The sequence below is a fragment of the Litorilituus sediminis genome (assembly GCF_004295665.1).
Taxonomy (GTDB): Bacteria; Pseudomonadota; Gammaproteobacteria; order Enterobacterales; family Alteromonadaceae; genus Colwellia; species Colwellia sediminis.
The window spans coordinates 1,792,662-1,813,166 of the sequence record NZ_CP034759.1 but is presented as its reverse complement, the minus strand read 5'-3'; the positions used below and the strand labels follow the sequence as shown (position 1 = coordinate 1,813,166).

18 protein-coding genes are annotated in these 20,505 nt (G+C 39.9%); 6 read left to right on the top strand and 12 right to left on the bottom strand.

All coding sequences use genetic code 11. The features are described 5' to 3' along the window. Positions 1-21: 21 nt before the first annotated feature. From EMK97_RS08050 to EMK97_RS08040, 3 genes are all read right to left on the bottom strand, one after another. Entirely contained in the window at positions 22-396 is a 375-nt protein-coding gene (locus EMK97_RS08050; protein ID WP_246028912.1) for a c-type cytochrome, read from the bottom strand. Between the two features lie 180 nt (positions 397-576). Then, on the bottom strand, positions 577-1,158 hold the full coding sequence (locus EMK97_RS08045) for a bacteriohemerythrin (protein WP_130601060.1): 582 nt from the start codon (positions 1,156-1,158) through the stop codon (positions 577-579). Between the two features lie 247 nt (positions 1,159-1,405). After that, the gene (locus EMK97_RS08040) at positions 1,406-1,972 is read right to left on the bottom strand and encodes a bacteriohemerythrin (RefSeq protein WP_130601058.1); all 567 of its coding nucleotides are present in this window, start codon (positions 1,970-1,972) and stop codon (positions 1,406-1,408) included. A 390-nt stretch (positions 1,973-2,362) separates the two neighbouring features. Here EMK97_RS08040 and EMK97_RS08035 point away from each other — a divergent pair, with 390 nt between their 5' ends. The 3 genes from EMK97_RS08035 (at position 2,363) to EMK97_RS08025 (ending at position 6,755) form a co-directional block, all read left to right on the top strand. Then, entirely contained in the window at positions 2,363-3,991 is a 1,629-nt protein-coding gene (locus EMK97_RS08035) for a cytochrome D1 domain-containing protein (protein WP_130601056.1), read from the top strand. A 217-nt stretch (positions 3,992-4,208) separates the two neighbouring features. Beyond that, positions 4,209-5,996, top strand: a complete 1,788-nt coding sequence (locus EMK97_RS08030) for a NapC/NirT family cytochrome c (RefSeq protein WP_130601054.1) — start codon at positions 4,209-4,211, stop codon at positions 5,994-5,996. A gap of 147 nt (positions 5,997-6,143) precedes the next feature. Then, positions 6,144-6,755, top strand: coding sequence for an alpha-ketoglutarate-dependent dioxygenase AlkB family protein (locus tag EMK97_RS08025; RefSeq protein WP_130601052.1), 612 nt, complete (start codon positions 6,144-6,146; stop codon positions 6,753-6,755). Between the two features lie 40 nt (positions 6,756-6,795). Here EMK97_RS08025 and EMK97_RS08020 read toward each other — a convergent pair whose 3' ends face one another. Further along, positions 6,796-7,779, bottom strand: coding sequence for a sensor domain-containing diguanylate cyclase (locus EMK97_RS08020; protein WP_130601050.1), 984 nt, complete (start codon positions 7,777-7,779; stop codon positions 6,796-6,798). A 370-nt stretch (positions 7,780-8,149) separates the two neighbouring features. Here EMK97_RS08020 and EMK97_RS08015 point away from each other — a divergent pair, with 370 nt between their 5' ends. Beyond that, a complete protein-coding gene (locus EMK97_RS08015) occupies positions 8,150-8,332 on the top strand; it encodes a hypothetical protein (RefSeq protein ID WP_130601048.1) in 183 nt (60 codons plus the stop codon). A 31-nt stretch (positions 8,333-8,363) separates the two neighbouring features. Here EMK97_RS08015 and EMK97_RS08010 read toward each other — a convergent pair whose 3' ends face one another. Both EMK97_RS08010 and EMK97_RS08005 read right to left on the bottom strand, forming a co-directional pair. Then, positions 8,364-8,897 carry a hypothetical protein gene (locus EMK97_RS08010; protein ID WP_130601046.1) on the bottom strand — a complete coding sequence of 178 codons (534 nt, stop codon included), beginning with the start codon at positions 8,895-8,897 and terminating at the stop codon, positions 8,364-8,366. 144 nt (positions 8,898-9,041) lie between these two features. After that, the gene (locus tag EMK97_RS08005) at positions 9,042-10,337 is read right to left on the bottom strand and encodes a multifunctional CCA addition/repair protein (protein WP_130601044.1); all 1,296 of its coding nucleotides are present in this window, start codon (positions 10,335-10,337) and stop codon (positions 9,042-9,044) included. A 210-nt stretch (positions 10,338-10,547) separates the two neighbouring features. Between EMK97_RS08005 and EMK97_RS08000 the strand changes: the two genes are divergently transcribed. Next, complete coding sequence (locus EMK97_RS08000; RefSeq protein WP_130601042.1) at positions 10,548-10,949, top strand: hypothetical protein; 402 nt, start codon at positions 10,548-10,550, stop codon at positions 10,947-10,949. A gap of 96 nt (positions 10,950-11,045) precedes the next feature. After that, positions 11,046-12,707, top strand: a complete 1,662-nt coding sequence (locus EMK97_RS07995) for an AAA family ATPase (protein WP_130601040.1) — start codon at positions 11,046-11,048, stop codon at positions 12,705-12,707. Positions 12,708-12,824: 117 nt separating this feature from the next. Here the strand turns inward: EMK97_RS07995 and EMK97_RS07990 are convergent, their stop codons facing one another. The 6 genes from EMK97_RS07990 to EMK97_RS07965 all read right to left on the bottom strand — a co-directional run bounded on the left by EMK97_RS07990 (position 12,825) and on the right by EMK97_RS07965 (position 20,500). Beyond that, positions 12,825-13,589 (bottom strand): DUF1194 domain-containing protein, encoded by a 765-nt coding sequence (locus EMK97_RS07990; RefSeq protein ID WP_130601038.1) that lies wholly within the window; start codon positions 13,587-13,589, stop codon positions 12,825-12,827. Between the two features lie 269 nt (positions 13,590-13,858). Beyond that, complete coding sequence (gene leuD, locus EMK97_RS07985) at positions 13,859-14,470, bottom strand: 3-isopropylmalate dehydratase small subunit (RefSeq protein ID WP_130601036.1); 612 nt, start codon at positions 14,468-14,470, stop codon at positions 13,859-13,861. Between the two features lie 20 nt (positions 14,471-14,490). Further along, positions 14,491-15,906, bottom strand: coding sequence for a 3-isopropylmalate dehydratase large subunit (gene leuC, locus EMK97_RS07980; protein ID WP_130601034.1), 1,416 nt, complete (start codon positions 15,904-15,906; stop codon positions 14,491-14,493). A gap of 2 nt (positions 15,907-15,908) precedes the next feature. Next, positions 15,909-17,015 carry a 3-isopropylmalate dehydrogenase gene (gene leuB, locus EMK97_RS07975; protein WP_130601032.1) on the bottom strand — a complete coding sequence of 369 codons (1,107 nt, stop codon included), beginning with the start codon at positions 17,013-17,015 and terminating at the stop codon, positions 15,909-15,911. Positions 17,016-17,072: 57 nt separating this feature from the next. Next, on the bottom strand, positions 17,073-18,644 hold the full coding sequence (gene leuA, locus EMK97_RS07970; RefSeq protein WP_130601030.1) for a 2-isopropylmalate synthase: 1,572 nt from the start codon (positions 18,642-18,644) through the stop codon (positions 17,073-17,075). A gap of 341 nt (positions 18,645-18,985) precedes the next feature. Next, complete coding sequence (locus EMK97_RS07965; protein WP_130601028.1) at positions 18,986-20,500, bottom strand: capsule assembly Wzi family protein; 1,515 nt, start codon at positions 20,498-20,500, stop codon at positions 18,986-18,988. Positions 20,501-20,505 lie beyond the last annotated feature (5 nt).

Here is a 20,505-nt window from a genome sequence, read left to right as displayed (position 1 = left end):
CTTTTAACTTATTGCTATTGGCTAATTGGCTTTTTCAGCCATTGCGCCTTGTTTTAATTGCTCGGCAATCCATAAGGCTTCTTGTTCAGTTAAAAGGCTTTTCCATGGTGGCATAGCTGTGCTGGTGCGACCGTGTAAGATGGTATATTGCAAAAATAATTCGTTCTTACCTTCAAGGTTTTCAGGAAGTAAGGCTGGACCTAAACCACCTTTTAAGGTCATGCCATGACATGAGCCACAATCTTGTTTAACAATATGAGTTAACTGTGCTTTTCTTTCATCGGTAAGCGGTTTTTTATCGCTGGCATGGCTCATTGGTGAGAAAATGATGTTAGCGATAGCCAGCACTGCCACTAAGCTTGGCGATAGGTGAGGCTTCAATCTTGCTATATTCATAGTAGGTGTCCAAACAGTTTTTAAGCTTGGAGACACATTACCATGTTCGCTGTAGGGCTTTTTTGTCAAAGATCATGCTTTGCAAATCTTTGCCAGGGATAATTTGATTTAAATCACCTAAAGGGGATTTTTGTTATGACTAGGCATAATTGAGGTACGCCTAGCCATAATATGGTTAGCTTAGTCGATGTCAAAGACATCAGCACCTAATCTTTCAAGGTAGTTGCTATATTCTTTGTCGGCTTCTTTGATGTGATTTATTAACCAAAACTCTAATAAGTTAGTGACTTGTTTTAGAGATTCATGACCTTGCTCTTGATAAATTTTCACGTAACCATCAACCGCATCTATCATAGCTTTGTGCTCTTCTTTATGCGCTTCAAGATTTGGATAGCCATATTCTTCCATCAGCGCTTCTTCACGTCTAAAGTGATACTTGGTATAGCGCACTAGTTCATGTAAGGCATCACGCTCGAATTCTTCACATTGAGCATAATCATAGGCAATACTAAATTGGTTTAGAAGATGAACTAATTTCTTATGATCCTCATCGATATAATCTATACCTAAGTTATAGTCGTTTGACCATTTGATTTGCCTAATGTGTTTCTGTCGTAGCATCGGCATCAACATTAATGCTGGCGCAACGGGTAATACGGCCACAAGTGGTGATGGAAAAACAAAGGCTAATACGATAGCACATGACATTAATAAGATAACAACATAGAAAAGAGCTGATTTAGTTTTATTAGAAACACTCATGAATAATATCCTTACTATAAGTGTGGTTAAGTAGAGTAGGTACTCTACTCGATATGTCTCTTTGCTGTCAGTGGATAAATTGAAATTAAGACAATAATTTGATTTTGATCAAATCTTTGCAATATCAACTATATATCAACAGATGTCTTTATGTTTTTAGGGCAAAAAAAACCAGCTTGTTTGAGTTAACAAGCCGGCTTTGCTTAAGTTATTTTGCTTAGCTTAGCTTAGCTTAGTCTAGTTGAGTTTAGTAAACACCGCGTTCATGTAAGTGTTCACTGTATTGTTTATCGGTACCATTAATGTGGTTGATTAGCCAGCCGGTAAGGAACTCTACTATTTCATTTAAGGCATCATGACCTTTTTCATTATATAGCTGCACAAACTCTTCTACTTGGGCAATCATTTGCTCGTGTTGTGCTTTATGTGCTTCAAAGTCAGGGTAGTCGTTTTCGCTCATCAGTTTTTCTTCACGTTCAAAATGATACTTGGTATAGCTAACTAATTCCTCTAGCGCTTCTTTTTCGAAGGTTTCGCTCATGGCGTAATCGTAAGCCATGCTAAATTGGTTTAATAGTGAGATTAGCTTTTTGTGATCATTGTCAATGTGAGTGATACCAACACTGTATTCTTCTCGCCACTGTACTTGGTTGTCTTGACCTTTCCTTTTATAGAGCATGGGGATCATGATCAATACGGCGATCAAGATCCATGAAATAGGATTCGCTAAGCTAGAAAGAAATCCTAAGAATATTGCTACTATGATCAGACCTATAACAGCTGCGTAAATAAATGATTTGGTGCGATTGTTCATAAACAATACCCTTAAAAATAATGAGGTTAATGAGTTGTTTAAATAGTCTTAAACACTTTGTGTGGTAATTATTTTCATTAAAGTGGAATGATTTATTGACCTTGATCAAGTTGTCTAGTCATTAAGCGTTATTTTTTTTCAAACTTGATCTGCATCACATTTTCAAAGTCAAAATTGACCGATAGTAATAATTAGTTACACAAAATTGGTCTTTTGTTCCTGTTTCAAGTTTAGGCAAGTTTTCCAATTCTGTCGTTTTTAATGCTTATATCAGTAGATTTGGTCAAGAAAAGTAACCTGCTGATATAAACATTAAAACATAGGAAAGTTTTGTATTTCTTATAAGGCTGACCTAGAAAAGCACTTAAAATAACATCTGGAGAGTAACCGATGAAAAAAGTAAAGTATAGTCTTTCAGTTCTTGGACTTGCTATTGGTATGGCAGCTAGCGGCGTTAGCATGTCAGTATCAGCAGCTGAACCAACTTTATCTGAAGCTGATTTTGAAAAAGCACAATTACACTACTTCCAACGTTGTGCAGGTTGTCACGGTGTTCTACGTAAAGGCGCTACAGGTAAAAACCTAGAGCCTAAGAACATGCTTAAAAAAGGTCAAAAGCGTTTAGAAAAAATTATTGCTTTGGGTACTGAAGGCGGTATGAACAACTTTGATGATTTGTTCACTAAGCAAGAAATTGCTAACTTAGCAACCTTCATCCAAATGAAACCACCTGTGCCACCAGAAATGTCTTTAGAGCAAATGCGCTCTCACACAAAAGAGTACGTTGCCCTTAAAGATTACCCAACTAAACCATTACACGGTTTAAACTGGAAAAACTTCTTCGTTGTAATCGAGCGTGATGCAGGTAAAGCAGCAATTGTTGACGGTGACACTAAGAAAATCGTTACTCACATCGACACTGGTTATGCGGTACACGTAATTAAAGGTACAGAGCACCATAAGAAAGACCACGCGAAAGATGTAGGTCGTTTCTGGTACACAATCGGTCGTGACGGTAAAGTTAACAAGATCGATTTATGGCAAAAACCTGAGAAAATGTTAGTTGCTGAAACTAAGATGGCATATGACGCACGTGATATCGCGGTATCAGGTGACGGTAAATACGTAATTGCTGGTGGTTACTGGCCTGCGCATTTCGTAATTATGGATGCTGAAACATTAAACCCACTTAAAGTTGTGTCTACTCGTGGTTACAACACTAAAGGTGAGTTCATTAACGAAGCTCGTGTAGCGGCAATTTACACTGCGCCAAATGAGTCTGCTTTCATCGTTGCAGTTAAAGAAACAGGTAAAATGTTACAAGTTGACTACTCAGACTTAGACAACTTAACAATTACTGCGATGGAATCTGCTGAATTCTTACACGATGGTTTCTTCGACCCTTCAGGTCGCTACTTCCAAATCGCTGCTAACGCATCAAACAAAATGGTTGTTGTTGATACTAAAGACGCTAAGTTAGAGATGATGATTGACGTAGACAGCTTACCTCACCCAGGTCCTGGTGCTAACTGGACTGATAAAGAGTGTGGTCCTGTTGGTGCAACAACTCACTTAGGTGTTGGTTTAGTATCTGTTTGGGGTAATGACCCAATCAACCACCCTGATCAAGCTTGGAAACTATGTTATGAAGTTGAAACTGACGGTGCTGGTGTATTCATCCGTACTCACCCAACTTCAGACTACGTATGGGCTGACCAACTTAAACACCCAGAGCCAGAAGTACAACAATCAGTACAAGTATTCGATAAGAAAACTCGTGAAATTGTTAAGACTATCCGTGTAACTGAAGAAGAAGGTAAAGCAGCTCTTCACATGGAATTCAGTGCTGACGGTTCAGAAGTATGGGTATCTGTATGGAACCGTACTGATAACTCAAACCCAACAGGTGAAATCGTGGTTTACGATGCAAAAACGCTTAAAGAGAAAGCGCGTATTAAAGGTTTAACTACCCCAACAGGTAAGTTCAACGTTTCTAACCGTATTAACCACAAAACCTAAGTTGTAGGTAATAAAACTTAAGATAAGTTTTATTGATATAAAGGGCATGGCGGATGTCATGCCCCTTTTACTTTCAGGATGAAAGTAAGTTCTGGAGATAGGACATCACAAATTGGTTGCAGGAAGTAAGTTTTAGGTGTGGTCAAGGCGGACAAGCAACACAGTTATTACTCCCTTTACACGTTAATTTGTATACATTAACAATCACGAGTTCATTATGGCAAATAACACATTTACAAAACCTAGCTTTTGGTCACGCCGATTAGTGCTAGGTACGACCGTTGCCGGTGCCGTTATATTTTTCGTTGTTGGTATTATGTTCTGGGGTGGTTTCAACACTGCCATGGAAGCCACAAACACCACAGAATTTTGTATTGGCTGTCATGAGATGGAAGCCAACGTTTACCAAGAATATACACCAACGATCCACTATTCTAACCGTACGGGTGTAAGAGCAGGTTGTCCTGATTGTCACGTACCGCGTCCATGGATCCATAAAATTGTTCGTAAAATTCAGGCTTCAAGAGAGGTCTTTTTCTGGTTAACGGGCAAAATTGACACCAAAGAGAAATTTGAAGAGCACAGATTCGATTTAGCGCAAAATGTATGGAAAGCAATGAAGGAAACTGATTCAAGAGAGTGTCGTAACTGTCACAACTTTGAATCGATGAACCCTGAGTTCCAAAAGCCTCGCGCACGTAAGCAGCATTTAAATGCCTTTGAAACAGGACAAACATGTATTGATTGTCATAAAGGTATTGCTCATACAGACGTAAGACATAAGTTAACAGATGAGCAACTAGAAGAAATTGAAGCACCAAATCCAGCTTATATTCGTGAAGTACCACAGGCGTATAAAGATGGTTTAGCAAGAATTGAAGCGAAAGAAGCTGCAGCAGCCGCTAAATTAAAAGCAGATAAAGCAGCAGAAAAAGCGAAAGTTGATGAAAAAATTAAAGCAGCTGTAGCAAGTGCATTAGCCAGTGCTGGCGCTAGTGCTGGTGGTGACAGTGCTTCGGCAGGCGCATCAGCAGGTGCAAGCAACATTAATGTTGATTGGGGTAAAGCAAATTCAACGGATGTTGGTGTATTCTACCCAGGTACAGCGTCAATTGAATGGATACTAGGTCGCAACCATGGTGGTAAACGTGCCTTTAGCAAAGGCGACCGTTGTTTAGAGTGTCATAGTGAAGAAATCGCTGATATCGGTAATAATATCGTTTCAGGTGAAAGTGAAAAAGAGCTTGAACCGAATGTTATTCCAGGTAAGCGTGGTAGCTTCGATGTCACTATTGATGCCACTCATGATGATGAAAACTTATACTTACGCTTTAGCTGGGCTGATGGTGACCATGCGCCTGTACCATTTGTAGATGGCGGCAAAATGGACCCTGAAAACCCAATGAAATTAGCCTTTATGATTGCAACCGATGAAGCAGAATATGCTGATAGAGCAGGTTGTTGGGGAACGTGTCACGCAGATGCTAACACTATGCCATTTGCACCAGACATGGATACCTTAAAAGGCAGTGATTTAGCTAAACGTTTAGATTTCAAATCAGGTGTTACTAAGTATGTGAAAGAGTCTCGTACTAAGCTAGAGCTGAAAGGTCGAGGTGGTAAAGCACTGGGCGGCTGGGACAAGCTTAAAGGCGAAGGTGACATTAAAGCGGCGCAAGATGGTAATCAATATATGGACTTAGTACGTTATAGTTCAGGTACTAAGAAAGTTGAAGATGGTCAAATCTTAGCTGAGCGTAGCATGCACGGTGGTCAAGGTGCTGAAGTTGAAGCATCGTTAAATGGTGGTACTTGGTCGGTTATCGTGAAACGCAAGTTGAAATCAGACAAAGCTGGTGATGTCAGCATTGAACCAGGTAAAGTGTATAACTTTGGCTTTGCAATACATGATGATTACTCAAGTGCTCGTTATCACCATGTATCGTTTGGTTACAAGCTAGCGCTTGATAACGCCGATGCAGAAGTAAACGCAACTAAGCAGTAGTTATTACTCTAGCTATATCGCTATAACATATTAAAGTAAAGCCCCTTGAGCCGCATTGGTTCAAGGGGCTTTTTTATTTGTAAAGCGTTAAAGGCTAAATTTAGGTACACTAGCGCTTATTATGTATGCCTTTGATATTACTCAGCTATGGATTTATTTTCGCCAGAACTTATCGACCCTATCAATATTTTACCTTGTGATGGTAAAGCTTATTATTATGGTGAAGTGATAGAAGATAGTTTGGCAAAAGCGTATTTCAATACTTTATTTCAACAAGTTGCATGGCAACATGATCAAGCATTAGTGTATGGCAAGTTAATTGAGACAAAGCGTAAGGTAGCTTGGTATGCCGATTTACCTTTTCAATACACTTACTCTGGGGTGACAAAACAGGCATTGCCTTGGTTTAACACCTTACTTGAAATAAAAGCTTTGGTTGAGAGCAAAACGAATGAAACCTACAACGCTTGTTTATTAAATTTATATCATAATGGTGAAGAGGCGATGGCTTGGCATAGTGATGCCGAAAAAGAGCTTAAAGAAAATGCCGCTATAGCATCGTTGTCGCTTGGAGCTGAGCGAAAGTTTTCCTTTAAGCATAAGCAAAATAAGCAAACTGTGGATGTGTTATTAAAGCATGCTAGTTTATTGGTGATGCAGGGAGAAACACAAAAACACTGGTTGCATCGATTAGCGCCAAGTAAAAAGGTAACAGAGCCTCGAATTAATCTTACCTTTCGGACTATGATGACTCCTTAGTATATGGTGACTCCTTAGTAAGAGAAAGCTTTACTAAGTGTTATTGGCAATCTTGCTTTATGGATATATTTCTCCCCTGAGCTTTAGCTTGGTATAAGGCTGTATCGGCTAAATGTAACAGTGTTAGTTCATCATTCTTTTCTTTGGGAGTGACTGCCGCTACGCCAATACTTACGGTGATATTCTTTTGGCTTAGCTGGGTAACTTTGCTTGCTTCATGAGCTAAGCATAAGTTAAAGACATCGTTGCGGATATTTTCGGCTATTTCATAAGCGTATTGCAGGTTCGTTGCACTGAGAATAACAGCGAATTCTTCGCCACCAAAACGTGCAGAAAAGTCGTTAGGACGATTGGCGTAGCCACCATTACTGAGTAGCTTACCTAAATCCTTTAGGCAGCGATCGCCATAAATATGACCGTAGTGATCGTTATACTCTTTAAAAAAATCGACATCAATCAATAATAAAGCGAGCGGTACTTGTTCTCGTTTACAAAAATTCCATTGCTGATTTAGGTGCTTATCAAAGGCACGACGATTAGGAATGTTGGTTAAGCCATCGGTACAGGCTATTTTGCTCAGTTGATTATTGGCAAAGCGTAGATTGCCCTCAGTTTCTTTTAAGTGAGTAATGTCGTGACCTATGCCTAACACGCCAATTAATTTGCCATCGGCACTATACATAGGTGTTTTAGTGGTCTTTAAATAAACATTTTTCTTGATAGCAGCATAGGAAACCCACTCCTCATTAACTGTGGCTTTATCGCAATTTAAGGCCTTTAGATCATTATCACGAAAGAATTGCGCCAGTGTGGCATCAACAAAATCAAAGTCTGTTTTACCGACGATTTCAGCTTCAGTGGCACCAAAAAACAGCTCAAATTCATGATTACAGTAGAGGTAAATGCCATCAGGATCTTTTAGCCAGATCAGATCGGGTAGAGTATTTAGTAGAATTTTGAAATTATTATCTTTCGCTAAAATATTATTAACGAAGGTGGTGGTAGCAGAGAGACATTTATTCATAAGATAAATACATCAAAAGTGATTTTATTTATTTCCATTGTCTTCATGAAGCTGACTACTTGTTAATTTATCGTTTGAAAATAAATTAACACTTTCAGTAAAAACAACATCCTGTAGCTTATTATTTTAACATAGCTAGGCTGGCTTTGCCTTGTTGTTGCTAAGTTTTATCTAGTTTTATCTAGTTCTCGCGGAAATGCAGAGAGCAGTGACAAAGTGGCGACAAAATTTTGCTCACTTTATGCAGAGAAATTGGCTCAAGTTATGCTTGTTCAAAAGATATAAGTAACCATGAAGACTGTGTTTATAGCTTGTAGCGTCTCAGCTGAGACCTTATATCGACTAACAGGCTTTGATATGGGAGGGTGTTATGAGTGCTGAAAGAAAACGTCAATATTTGTTGCATTTAAATCGCGCTGTTATTTACTTGGCTAGCTTGCTTGGTTTATTTTTTGATGCAACCACTGCTTATATCGTGGCGTTAACATTATGGCTGTGGTTACCACAGTGCTTAAATATTGAGTTAGCCATTATGAAATGCATACAAGGTTAAGCATGCGCTTAACCTTGTGTTGTGAGCCATATTAAACACTTAAATGTAAATAGTGTTGGTTGTTTAGCTCGGTAATACTCTGGTAAGCAGCTAACTTCTGTTGATTGACAACGCTAGTTTGCTCAGACACATAAGGCATGATAGCAGGAGGTGCGATAAGCTCTCCTAACTCATTTAAGCTATCTTTAATGTCATTGTGTCTATGATATTTATCGATATAGTAATCAGTTAATAGCGATAAGGCATTTATATCAGAGCTTGGGCTAGTTTGCTCGTCAGAGCTTGCCTGCATATAAGTATCAATCACTTTTTGTTGCTGTTGATAGTAAGCTTGCGCTAATTCAATATCTTTCGCTGTTTGATAATTAGATTTGATCTCATCCTGTTGTTGAGATTGCTTTTCTTTCACAGCCTCTGCAATCGCTTGTTTTTGCTCTGGCGTGATAAAATCGTTTAGATACTGTTGACTAGACAAGCGAGCTTGTTCTACCCGATCGATAGGCTCATTACTGTAATTTAGATGATAGCCAATGCCATTCATTGAAGAAACATTTTGTATATTCATTGTCTAATCTCCTCTATTGAGTCTGTAGAGATTTTAGCCAATGACAAGCAAAGAAAATGTTGTTGTTTGTAAACTATCAGCAATAAATTGCAATGCAATAAGGTGAGGCATTGCTATGTGTTTACCCTGAAATTACAAGGCTTGCTATTGTTGAAATGCTTGTTGCACTTGTTTGATTGCCGCTAGTCTGGCGTTTGTCATAGCATCTTTTATCGCAGCACCTGTAATACCTTGCTCAATAAAAGCTTTGGCATTGACTTGGCTGGCGGCAAGCATAGCTTGAGCTAAAAATTCTTCTTGTGGGTAAGGGCGATCTTCAAAGCCTAAGCGCCCTAAAAAGTCAGCCTTGCAAGCAAGAATAAACAGTGGGAATTCTTCGGGTTTTCGCCAAACATCAAGATGGTTGAAAATTTTCAATAAGGTATTTGCTCTTAGCTGAAAGGCTTTATGGCAATGTAAATGATGTTCACAAACCTTGAGTGCTAGTTGCTTATATTGGGTGGGAATTTTTAGCTCTTGGCAAATTTTTTCAACTAAAGGTAGGCCTGCTTTTTCATGACCGTGATGGCTTGGCCATTTTTCCTGTTGTGTCAGTCCTTTACCTAAGTCGTGACATAATGCGGCAAAACGAACGCGTATTTTATCTTGCTCATTGTTTGCCTTAAATGCTGATGTATTTGTGAGCTTCACCGCTTGTTTTAACACCATCATGGTATGCACACCACTGCAAATTTCTGGGTGCCATTTGGCTGGGTTGGGCACGCCCCATAAGGCATCAAGCTCTGGCCATAGTGCTTTTAAAGCTTGGCAATGGTGTAATACTTGGAAAAATACTTCCGGGTTATCTTCGGCTAAGCTGAGCTGCATTTCTTGCCAAACTCGCTCAGCTGTTAAACTTGCTAGTTCACCACTGTTACTAATGTTTGTTATTAATTGCAAGGTTTCATCGGCGATAGTAAAACCATAGCTATGATAACGGGCGGCAAAGCGAGCCACGCGCAATACCCTTAGTGGGTCCTCTATAAAAGCCTCGCTGACATGGCGTAGCACTCTATCTTCTATATCTTGCTGGCCGTTATAAGGGTCGATAATGCTACCATCGTCAGCCATGGCCATAGCATTCACGGTAAGATCGCGACGCTTTAAATCTTCTTCAATGGTGACATCGGGGGCAGCATAGCAGCTAAAGCCAGTATAACCTTGGCCTTGTTTACGCTCTGTTCTGGCAAGGGCGTATTCTTCTTTCGTTTCTGGGTGTAAAAACACTGGGAAGTCTTTACCTACTTGCTGAAAACCTAAAGCTAGCATTTGTTCAACTGTTGCCCCAACCACAAGATGATCTTTATCTTTGATGGCGCGATTTAGGAGTTTATCGCGCACAGCGCCGCCGACAAGGTAAGTTTCTAATGGTGATTGATATGAAGTGTTAGAATGAGGCAAGCAGAAAATCTCAGAATTAAGAATAATATACTATCAAGTTTATCATAGTTAAATTAAATAGGGCTTGCTAATGCTGCGATATGTTCTTAACTGGCTTTACCGCGAATAAGTAAGTTATTAATGATAAGTGTATATTTTTGAAAACATTCTTAGGGTAAGATATTTTTATATAAAGACTTTATACAGGTACAGTGGAAGTTTAAGGAAGCTATGCGAGAATTTAAATATCAAAATGAATCGGGAAGCAAAAAGGGAAATTGGTTTTTTAATCGCTTTGATTACTTTGAGTTTTATGGCTTTGAAGGCATGGCAACGATGCAATTTCACAGTGTTATTATGTGTATCGCCTATATGTTAGTACTTGCCTATGCTGATATCTGGCTAGTATTACTATTGTTATGGCCTTTGTATGTTGCTGTTGTTACTTTGTTTTTATTACAGCAAAAACGATGTAAGTACAGGGGCTATTTTCTTTTTCCTAAGCGAATTATTCAGAGCCTTAAAGCCCATCAAAAGGAGGTTGATCCTTTTGACTTTGATAGCATTGCTAGTCTTGAAAATGTCCACTTATCTAAAGGCTTTGCCCAGCATAAGTATAATCATCGAAAATAGTGCTGTTATTCACGTGCTGCGTCGTGATTTCCATAGACATCTTGCCTGCAACAGGGTAATTTCTATGCATTGATTTATTTCTTGCTAGTTTTGGTTATGTATCGCAATTTTTTCGCGTTAAGCGAATTACCTTTTTCAATCTCTCCTGATCCTAAGTTTTTGTTTATGAGTGATAGGCACAAAGAGGCCTTAGCTCACTTAACTTATGGCTTGGCGGAAACAGGTGGTTTTGCCCTATTAACTGGCGAGGTAGGTACGGGAAAAACCACGGTAAGTCGCTGCTTGATGGAGCAACTACCCGAAAATACCCAAGTTGCTTTTATTCTTAACCCAACGCTATCAAGCAAAGAACTGTTAGCAACCTTGTGCGATGAATTAAAAATTCGCTATCGAAAAAGTGACGCCACGGCGAAAATATTAACGGATAAAATAGCCGATAAGTTATTAAAAAATCATGAGAATGATATAAATACTTTGCTGATTATTGATGAAGCTCAGCACTTAGAGGCAGAAGTTTTAGAGCAGTTGCGGTTATTAACAAATCTAGAAACCAACACTAAAAAATTACTGCAAGTTATATTGATAGGTCAGCCTGAATTACAGCAACTATTGCAACGACGAGATTTACGTCAGCTTGCGCAGCGCATAACCGCGCGTTATCACCTTTTACCGCTAACTAAGCAAGAATTGCAGCAATATATTAGTCACCGTCTGTTTGTTGCTGATTGTACTCGTCAGCTTTTTAGTAACTCTGCTATCGCTAAGTTACATCAATTATCTCAGGGCATTCCAAGGCTTGTTAACTTACTTTGTCATCAATCGTTATTGTTAGCCTTTAATAAAAATGAAAGTGTTGTCAGTAAAAAAACAGTGCTTAATGCCGCAAGCCAAGTACTTGGCGAAGATATTCATAGCAAAACAAGCAATAGTGCGCCGATAGTAACCGCTGTTGCGGTAGCTGGCGGATTATTCACCGTTTTAGTGGCTGGTTTTTGGTGGGGGCAGGGCATTAACCAACAACAAGCTGAGGAAGTTGCTCAAGAAAGTATAAATAGTAAGGCTATTACACCTCAAGTTGAAGTTGCTAGCACTGAGGTTAGCTCTTTAATAAATGAGCAAGCTAAAGCCGTTGTAGATGCTACAGAGCAACTGGGTACAACAGCTCCCGGTGAATTAAGGTCAAACCGTGATAAAGTGAACACATCAACTGCGGATAAAATTTTTGCAGGCTCTGAGAGTACTAATCAGCAAGTACAACAACAGCAATTGCTCATTTCAGCAGATAAGCAGCCTTTGCCGGAAATTGCCCAACAAACTAGTGCTATCAATAAGGTTGCGCCTGCGGCTAAGACAAGGTTAGTTCAGCAAGATTTAGCGCAGAAAGATATGACGTCACCTGATTTAGCTGAAGTAGAAGAGGTGTCTCCTGAGTTATTAGCGCTTTTTAACGCGGCTGTTGAAGCAAATCCACTAGTAGAAAATACTCAACAAATAGAGCAACCACAGCCTGAGCAAAGCAGGCAAATAAAGCCGTTAACGCAAATGCCAAACTGGGTGCAACAAGGTGTACCTAGCTTGAGTTTTGAACAGCATATTTACGCTTCTGATGGTCAAGGCTGGGTGACGGTAAATGGCAGAGATAGGTATCAAGGGGATATGATTAATGCTGATTTGCAAGTCAGTGAAATATTACCACAGCAAGTGATATTATCTTATCAAGGGCAGCTATTTAGCTTACCAGCATTGACTAATTGGTAGCGTCATTAGTTTTCCTATTGATAAAATTTATTTTAGCCAATTTGTTTTAGGCAGTTTATTTTAGGTAAAAAAAAGGGCAGTAATTGAATTACTGCCCTTGGTGTTAATTCTGCTAAATTAGCCTAATTTACGCTTTCGGCTGTTACCGAATAAACCAAGAACAGCTAAACCAATTAAGGCAATTGAGCTTGGCTCTGGAATTTGGTTAGCGTCTTTGATTTCACGCTTTAACTTAGCTTCGATACCTGTTGTGAAGCTTGCAAAAGTATCTGCATGCATGTGAAAGGCATTTTGACCACCAATTACGTTATCTTGGTAGTACTGAGGTAAATTTCTCGCATCGCCAATGGTAATACCGTTAATTGTATCAACACCAGCGGCTAAAGCAGCATCACGCGCTGCTGCTGTATTTGCACCTGAATTTTGTGTACCGTCACCAGAAACATCCATTACCTGTTTAGCGGCAGTAAAGTTATTGGTATCAAAAAGGCTCGCACCGTAGTTGATGGCTGAGCCAATAGCTGTCGCTCCCGTAAATGGACGAACAATACCTGCAATTAAATCAGCAAAAGCATTAGCTGATTGAACACTATCAATTAAAAACCAGTCAATTTGGGTTCTTTGTCTATCAGAACTAGACCACTCAATATACTGTACAGCAATGCTGCCATGAGTACCGGCTAAAATAGTGTTAATGATATCTGTATTGCGAAATGCTGCAATATAGCCGTTACGTTGAAGATTGTATTCAGTGTCGTTAACGCTACCAGATACATCAGTTAATAATTGTAATTCTACATCAACTTCAATCAAGTTAGCATTAGCTGTAAATGCAGCAAAAGCGCCAACAAATGCAGCAGCTTGGCATAGTTTTTTTAACATGTTATTAAGTCCTTGGGTAACGAGTTTGTAAAAATATTAAAGATTAGTGCCAGCTAAGCAATTTATAGGCCAATATTTTAATATGCCGTTCTATAAGGGCTAGTGAATAGCTTTTATAGAAAGGATTAAAAAGTATATATAAAGTGTAAAGAATGCTGACAGATGTTCACTTAAGAGTATTACTTTTATTAATGTAATTTTTGATGCTAATGAGTAAGTTAGCATCCATTTAAAGATTAAAATGGATACTAACTAGTATTTTCTAGTGATTACTGCCATACAGGCATTTTTGCTTCGAATGCTTCAATGACATCTAATTTATTTAATGTCCAGCCAACGCTGTCAACACCCTCTTCTAAACTATACTGTTGAAACTTATTGAGAGAAAAAGAGAAGTTAAGCGCTGTACCGTCAGATGTTGTACAGCTCACGGTATTGTTTGGTAAGTCTATTGCAAGTGTTAAGTCAGCATTTCCGGCGTGTTGGAAAAGTAACTCTACTTCTTGTTCTGTTAATTTTATTGGCAAAATACCTATGTTGATACAGTTACCGTAGAAAATATCGGCAAAGCTTGGCGCAATAATCACTTTAAAACCGTATTCTTGCAGTGCCCAAGGAGCATGCTCTCGGCTAGAGCCACAGCCAAAGTTTTCTCTCGCTAATAAAATGCTCGCGTCGGCATACTCAGGTTTATTTAAAATAAACTCTGGATTTGGCTGTGTGCCAGCGTGATCTAAATAGCGGCTGTCATGAAATAGATGCACGCCAAAGCCGACACGCTCGGTTTTTTGTAAAAATTGCTTAGGGATGATTTGATCGGTATCGACGTTAGCGATATCTAATGGCACCACTAAACCGTTATGAGTAGTAAATTTTTCCATTGTTCTTTCCTAAATATTGCTTACGCGTTTAAATCAACAAAATGACCTGTTAAGGCGGCAGCAGCAGCCATTTCTGGGCTAACTAAGTGGGTGCGACTGCCACGACCTTGGCGACCTTCAAAGTTGCGGTTACTGGTTGAAGCGCAGCGATCACCTTCTGATAACACATCATCATTCATACCAAGGCACATTGAGCAGCCCGGTAAGCGCCATTCAAAGCCTGCATCGGTAAAGACTTTATCTAAACCTTCTTTTTCTGCTTGCTCTTTTACGCGGTAAGAGCCTGGTACTATGATGGCATCAACAGTATCAACAACCTTCTTTCCTTGAGCGACAAAACGCTCAACTATGCCTGCTGCTGCACGTAAGTCTTCAATACGTGAGTTAGTACAAGAGCCAATAAATACTTTATTGACTTGAATATCAGTCATTTTTGTACCAGCGGTTAAATCCATATATTTTAATGCATTAATACATGACTCTTTTTCAATAGGGTCAGCAAAGTCATCAGGTGATGGTACAACGCCATCAACACTAATCACTTGTCCTGGTGTGGTGCCCCAAGTTACTTGTGCTTTGATATCCTTGGCTTCTAGCGTCACTACTGCATCAAATTGGGCGTCTGGATCAGACTTTAATTGTTTCCAGTCTTCAACGGCTTGCTGAAAAACTTCGCCTTTGGGTGCATATTCTTTACCTTCAACATAATCAAAGGTCGTTTGATCTGGGGCTATTAATCCTGCCTTTGCGCCGAACTCTATACTCATATTACATACTGTCATGCGCTCTTCCATTGTTAACGCTTCAATAGCTTCACCGCAATATTCAACAACGTAACCTGTTGCACCAGCACTACCGGTTTTACCGATAATAGCTAGCACTATGTCTTTGGCACTAATACCAGCGCCAACTTGACCTTTCACCTCAATTTTCATGGTTTTGGCTTTGTTTTGACGAAGTGTTTGCGTGGCAAAAACGTGCTCAACTTCAGAGGTACCAATACCAAAAGCTAATGCGCCAAATGCGCCATGGGTTGCGGTATGTGAATCACCACATACTATGATAGTACCAGGTAAGGTTAAACCAAGCTCAGGCCCCATTACATGGACAATACCTTGGTTTTTGTGACCCATACCGAATAATTGAATACCAAACTCTTTACAGTTTTTTTCTAAGGCACGTAATTGATTGGCTGCGCCTTCACCAGCAGCATTAATTTCAATTGAGCGTGTGGATATATTGTGATCCATGGTAGCAAAAGTACGCTCAGGGTGTCTTACTGGGCGATTATGAAAGCGTAAGTTAGCAAAAGCTTGCGGCGAGGTTACTTCATGGATTAAATGTCTATCAACATAAAGTAATGGGGTTTCACCTGCTTTTTCTTCAACTAAGTGATTTCGCCATAACTTTTCATACATAGTTAATGCTTGTGCCATAATTATGCCTCCTCAGATATTGTTTGTTGCATGATTTGTTGGCAAATATAATCGCCAACTTCACTGGTAGACTTTGCTTGTTCGCGCTTATCGCTTGGTAGTAAGTCAGCGGTTAAAATGCCGTTATCTAGTGAGGCAGCTACGGCATCTTCAATGGCTTTGGCAGCAGCACCTTGGTTTAAGCTATAACGAAGCATTAAAGCCGCAGATAGAATTTGTGCAATCGGGTTTGCTATACCTTTACCAGCAATATCTGGCGCGCTGCCACCTGCAGGTTCATACATACCAAAGCCATCAGTATTTAAGCTGGCAGAGGGTAATAAGCCCATAGAGCCGGTGATCATCGCGCAGATGTCCGATAAAATATCGCCAAATAGGTTAGGACATAGCATTACGTCAAACTGGTTTGGATCGCGTACTAGCTGCATAGCGGCGTTATCAACATATAAATGTTCATAACTAACTTCTGGATATTCAACCGCCACTTCTTCAACCACTTGACGCCATAATTGACTGGTTGCTAATACGTTAGCTTTATCGACAGAAGTCACTTTATTGTTACGTTTTTGTGCTGCTTGGAAGGCTAAATGAGCAATGCGCTTTACTTCACGACGCGAGTAAAACATAGAATCAAAGCCAGTTTCTTCTTCGCCTTCACCTTTGCGACCTTTTGGCTCGCCAAAGTAGATATCGCCGGTTAACTCACGAATAACTAAGACATCAAAGCCTTGCTCTGAGATATCGCTACGTAAGGTTGATAAGGACGATAATGCTGGTTGCAAGGTAGCTGGGCGCATATTACAAAATAAGTCAAAGTGGCCTCGTAACCCTAATAAAGCACAACGTTCTGGTTGTTCAGTTGGTGGCAAGTTTGCCCACTTAGGTCCGCCAACACTACCAAATAAAATAGCATCGCTAGCGATACAGCCTGCCATGGTTGATTCTGGTAGGGCATGACCGTGATTATCTATCGCAGCACCACCAACATCATAATCTTGGGTTGTGATGTCAAAGTTAAACTTTTCTGCGACAGTGGCTAATACTTTTTTCGCCTCTACCATGACTTCGGGGCCGATACCGTCACCGGCTAAAATTGCTATTTTGGACATTGTATTTTTAAAACCTTTTCATTATTAATCTTTGATGTTAATTACTTGCGGATTGCATTAGCCTTGCTTTTCTTGTCTAGCAGACTTAATGTCGGCGATTGTGATCGCTCTATGAATACTGTTTAAGGCATGAATTAATGCTTGTGCTGATGCTTCAATAACATCGGTTGCCAAACCATAACCATGGAAGTTTCTACCTTGCCATGTGATCACTAAATCGGCTTGACCTAAGCCATCTTCACCTGAGCCTTTGTTGGAAATTTTGTAATCTGTTACCTCAAACTCGACATCAACCGCTTGTTTAATGGCTTGATAAAGCGCATCAACGGGGCCGTTACCTGTAGCAGACTCTATGGAGGTGTTTTCGCCAGATGCTAACTTAATACTTGCTGTGGCAAAGTCACCGTCACCACACTGTACATTTAGTTTTTCCACCTTGTAAAAATCTTGTTGGTCTTGCTGCTGAATGTTGAATAACAAGGCTTCTAAATCGTCATCAAATACTTGACCTTTTTTGTCTGCTAAGGCTAAGAAATCCGCGTATAGTTGTTCAATATCGTAATCTGATTCTTGGTAGCCTAAATTTTCCATGCGGTGCTTGATAACGTGACGACCGCTGCGAGAAGTTAAGTTTAATTTGGTTTTGGCAATACCAACACTTTCAGGTGTCATAATCTCATAAGTGTTGCTCGCTTTTAACATGCCATCTTGGTGGATACCAGAGGAGTGACTAAAGGCATTACCACCAACAATTGCCTTGTTTAATTGCACTGGCATATTACAAATAGTACTGACTAATTTAGAAGTGCGGGCAATTTCTTGGTGATTAATATTAGTTTGTACGCCTAGTAATGATTCACGAGTTTTCATGATCATGGCAACTTCTTCTAAAGAACAGTTACCTGCACGCTCACCAATGCCATTAACGGTACATTCAATTTGTCTGGCGCCTGCTTGTACGGCAGCCATTGAGTTCGCAACCGCTAAACCTAAATCGTTATGACAGTGAACTGATATTACTGCTTGATCTATATTGGGTACGCGGTTGAATAAGTTAGTGATTATACCTTGAAATTCAAAAGGTAAGGTGTAACCAACGGTATCAGGAATATTGACTGTAGTAGCGCCTGCTTTAATGGCCCCTTCAACCATACGACATAAGTTATCAATAGGGGTACGGCCAGCATCTTCACAAGAAAATTCAACATCATCAGTGAACTTGCGTGCATATTTTACTGCATGAATCGCCATAGCTTCGACATCGCTGAAATCTTTGCGCAATTTTTGTTGCACATGCACGTCAGAGGTTGAAATAAAGGTGTGAATACGAAATTGCTCGGCAACCTTTAATGCATTGGCACAGGCGTCAATATCAGCTTCCATTGCTCGAGCTAAGCCACAAACACGAGCATTTTTAATGGTACGAGCAATTTGCTGTACTGACTCAAAATCACCTGGTGAAGAGACAGGGAAACCGACCTCCATAACGTCAACACCTAAGCGTTCTATCGCTTGAGCAATTTGTAGTTTTTCATGTACAGATAGGCTGGCGTTTAGTGCTTGTTCGCCGTCGCGTAAGGTGGTGTCAAAGATAATGACTTGATCGTTACTTGCCTGATTTGTGCTCATAGTGCTGTCCTTTAAAATTTTTAAGGTGATTTTGCTGTTAATGGCCTTGCTAGTTACGTGCGGACATAAAAAAACCCGCGTTAAGTAGCGCGGGTTTTTATTTTATTCTGCTTGATATTTTAGTGGGTAAAGTAAATAAGCATGAATAACCTAGCCGCGCGACCTGAGTGCGAGGAGGAGGTTAAGTTTAATAATATGCTTAATGCTAATGTTCATTTTTATGATGTTACTTTACTAACGTGGTTAACTAAAACTATCTTGTGCATATTAATAGCGCATTTAATTTGATGCTGTCAATAAATTAATCAATTTACGCTATGGTATTAGGCTATATTCTATTGCTAGAGGTTATATTCAACCGTTAAAGAAGCATTAAAGTCAGTTTCACTGTCAATGTCATTTTCATAGCTGGAATGGCTAATATCTGTACCTAAAGTAAAGCGCCAATTTTTATAGCTATGCTGAATACTGGCTGATGCCATGACCATTTGCTCAGCAATACTGGTTAGCGGGTTACCTATGATAGGGTTATCAGGCGCTTTATCGCTATTGTCGTAATTTAAATCGAGATAGCGAAATTTGCTGGTTAAGCGCGTGTTTGTGCTTAATTGGGAGATGCCACCTAAGACAATAGTTTTGGCATCATTATCGTACAAACTGCCTAGGGTACGACCTTGAAAGCGCATACCGGTTTTATAGATGTGATGCTCGTAATAACAGTTACCTACACCAGGCCCTGTGTTACAGTCGCCATAACTATCTGTGACCTCTAAAAATAGCCTTGTTGGGCTATTAAATAAATTCACATGCATATCTATGCCACCTTGAACTTGGGCTTTAGTAACCATTTTCAAGCCGCCTTCATTGGCGCCATCTTCGGCAAAGTATTGACCGTAGAGTGCCATAGGGGTATCAAATAAATTGAAGGAGTAGCGCATATCCCAACCGGCTTGTTGGTTACCTGGTTCTTGATTATCACTACAATCTAAGCCACCTGCACCACAGTTATCTTTACCTATCAGTACATTCCAGAAGGTTTTTAAATCTTGAGGTCTATCTTCGCCGCCCCATTGAGCAAGGCGTGTGATACCAAACTCAAGGTTTTTCATTGGTTTAAAATTTAAGCGAAAGCCCCATAACAGGGTGTTTTTTACTATGCGCTCATCATCCATTTTTCCCATAAAGGTAGTCACCGTCCACGGGATATCGAATTCGGTGAATGGAATGGTAAATGCTTCTGCGGACTTGCGCGTTAATGATACTGCTGTGATCGGTCTGGCATTGTTGGTTAAGCTTAAACTGGTATCCCAAGTTGGACCAAACCATCTGTCTTGCTTGCCTGCGGCAATAACCCAGTTGCCTAAAAATGCTGCCAGATAGCTGTTATCCCAGCGTTTTTTGTCATCTTTATCGTCAGCACTTGGGTGATAGCTCAGCGAGACATTACTGGCAATATTGCCAATCATGGTAGTTGTTTGTACTTGTAGGCTATTGGCATCTCTATAGGTGTCACCAAAGCTGGTAAAGCGACTGTCTTCTACTGCAGTTTGTGCTTTGATGCGAACTTGATTTTGTTGTGCCAATTTAAATTGATGCTTTACATAATAATAAGCATTTTTTTGCTCTTCACTTAGCAATGAAGTATTTAAGTTTTTAATATCGCGATGAACATCGTGCCACATCAAGGGATAAGTGGTCACAGGCGTTAGAATAATGCCAGTATCAGCGAGTAGCTGAATATTTGCTTTAAGGTAAATATCTGAAGTATCAATCCATGGCTCTGCACTGATAGAGCTTGTATAAAACAAGCCAAGTAGAGTGGAGCAAAGTGCTGCTCGAGGGAAAATTTTATTCATGAAAA

Bases quoted from the DNA above. Each gene is read 5' to 3' on its own strand.
- EMK97_RS08050 (WP_246028912.1), bottom strand. From the start codon at position 396: ATGAATATAGCAAGATTGAAGCCTCACCTATCGCCAAGCTTAGTGGCA.
- EMK97_RS08045 (WP_130601060.1), bottom strand. From the start codon at position 1,158: ATGAGTGTTTCTAATAAAACTAAATCAGCTCTTTTCTATGTTGTTATC.
- EMK97_RS08040 (WP_130601058.1), bottom strand. From the start codon at position 1,972: ATGAACAATCGCACCAAATCATTTATTTACGCAGCTGTTATAGGTCTG.
- EMK97_RS08035 (WP_130601056.1), top strand. From the start codon at position 2,363: ATGAAAAAAGTAAAGTATAGTCTTTCAGTTCTTGGACTTGCTATTGGT.
- EMK97_RS08030 (WP_130601054.1), top strand. From the start codon at position 4,209: ATGGCAAATAACACATTTACAAAACCTAGCTTTTGGTCACGCCGATTA.
- EMK97_RS08025 (WP_130601052.1), top strand. From the start codon at position 6,144: ATGGATTTATTTTCGCCAGAACTTATCGACCCTATCAATATTTTACCT.
- EMK97_RS08020 (WP_130601050.1), bottom strand. From the start codon at position 7,779: ATGAATAAATGTCTCTCTGCTACCACCACCTTCGTTAATAATATTTTA.
- EMK97_RS08015 (WP_130601048.1), top strand. From the start codon at position 8,150: ATGAGTGCTGAAAGAAAACGTCAATATTTGTTGCATTTAAATCGCGCT.
- EMK97_RS08010 (WP_130601046.1), bottom strand. From the start codon at position 8,897: ATGAATATACAAAATGTTTCTTCAATGAATGGCATTGGCTATCATCTA.
- EMK97_RS08000 (WP_130601042.1), top strand. From the start codon at position 10,548: ATGCGAGAATTTAAATATCAAAATGAATCGGGAAGCAAAAAGGGAAAT.
- EMK97_RS07995 (WP_130601040.1), top strand. From the start codon at position 11,046: ATGTATCGCAATTTTTTCGCGTTAAGCGAATTACCTTTTTCAATCTCT.
- EMK97_RS07990 (WP_130601038.1), bottom strand. From the start codon at position 13,589: ATGTTAAAAAAACTATGCCAAGCTGCTGCATTTGTTGGCGCTTTTGCT.
- leuD (WP_130601036.1), bottom strand. From the start codon at position 14,470: ATGGAAAAATTTACTACTCATAACGGTTTAGTGGTGCCATTAGATATC.
- leuC (WP_130601034.1), bottom strand. From the start codon at position 15,906: ATGGCACAAGCATTAACTATGTATGAAAAGTTATGGCGAAATCACTTA.
- leuB (WP_130601032.1), bottom strand. From the start codon at position 17,015: ATGTCCAAAATAGCAATTTTAGCCGGTGACGGTATCGGCCCCGAAGTC.
- leuA (WP_130601030.1), bottom strand. From the start codon at position 18,644: ATGAGCACAAATCAGGCAAGTAACGATCAAGTCATTATCTTTGACACC.
- EMK97_RS07965 (WP_130601028.1), bottom strand. From the start codon at position 20,500: ATGAATAAAATTTTCCCTCGAGCAGCACTTTGCTCCACTCTACTTGGC.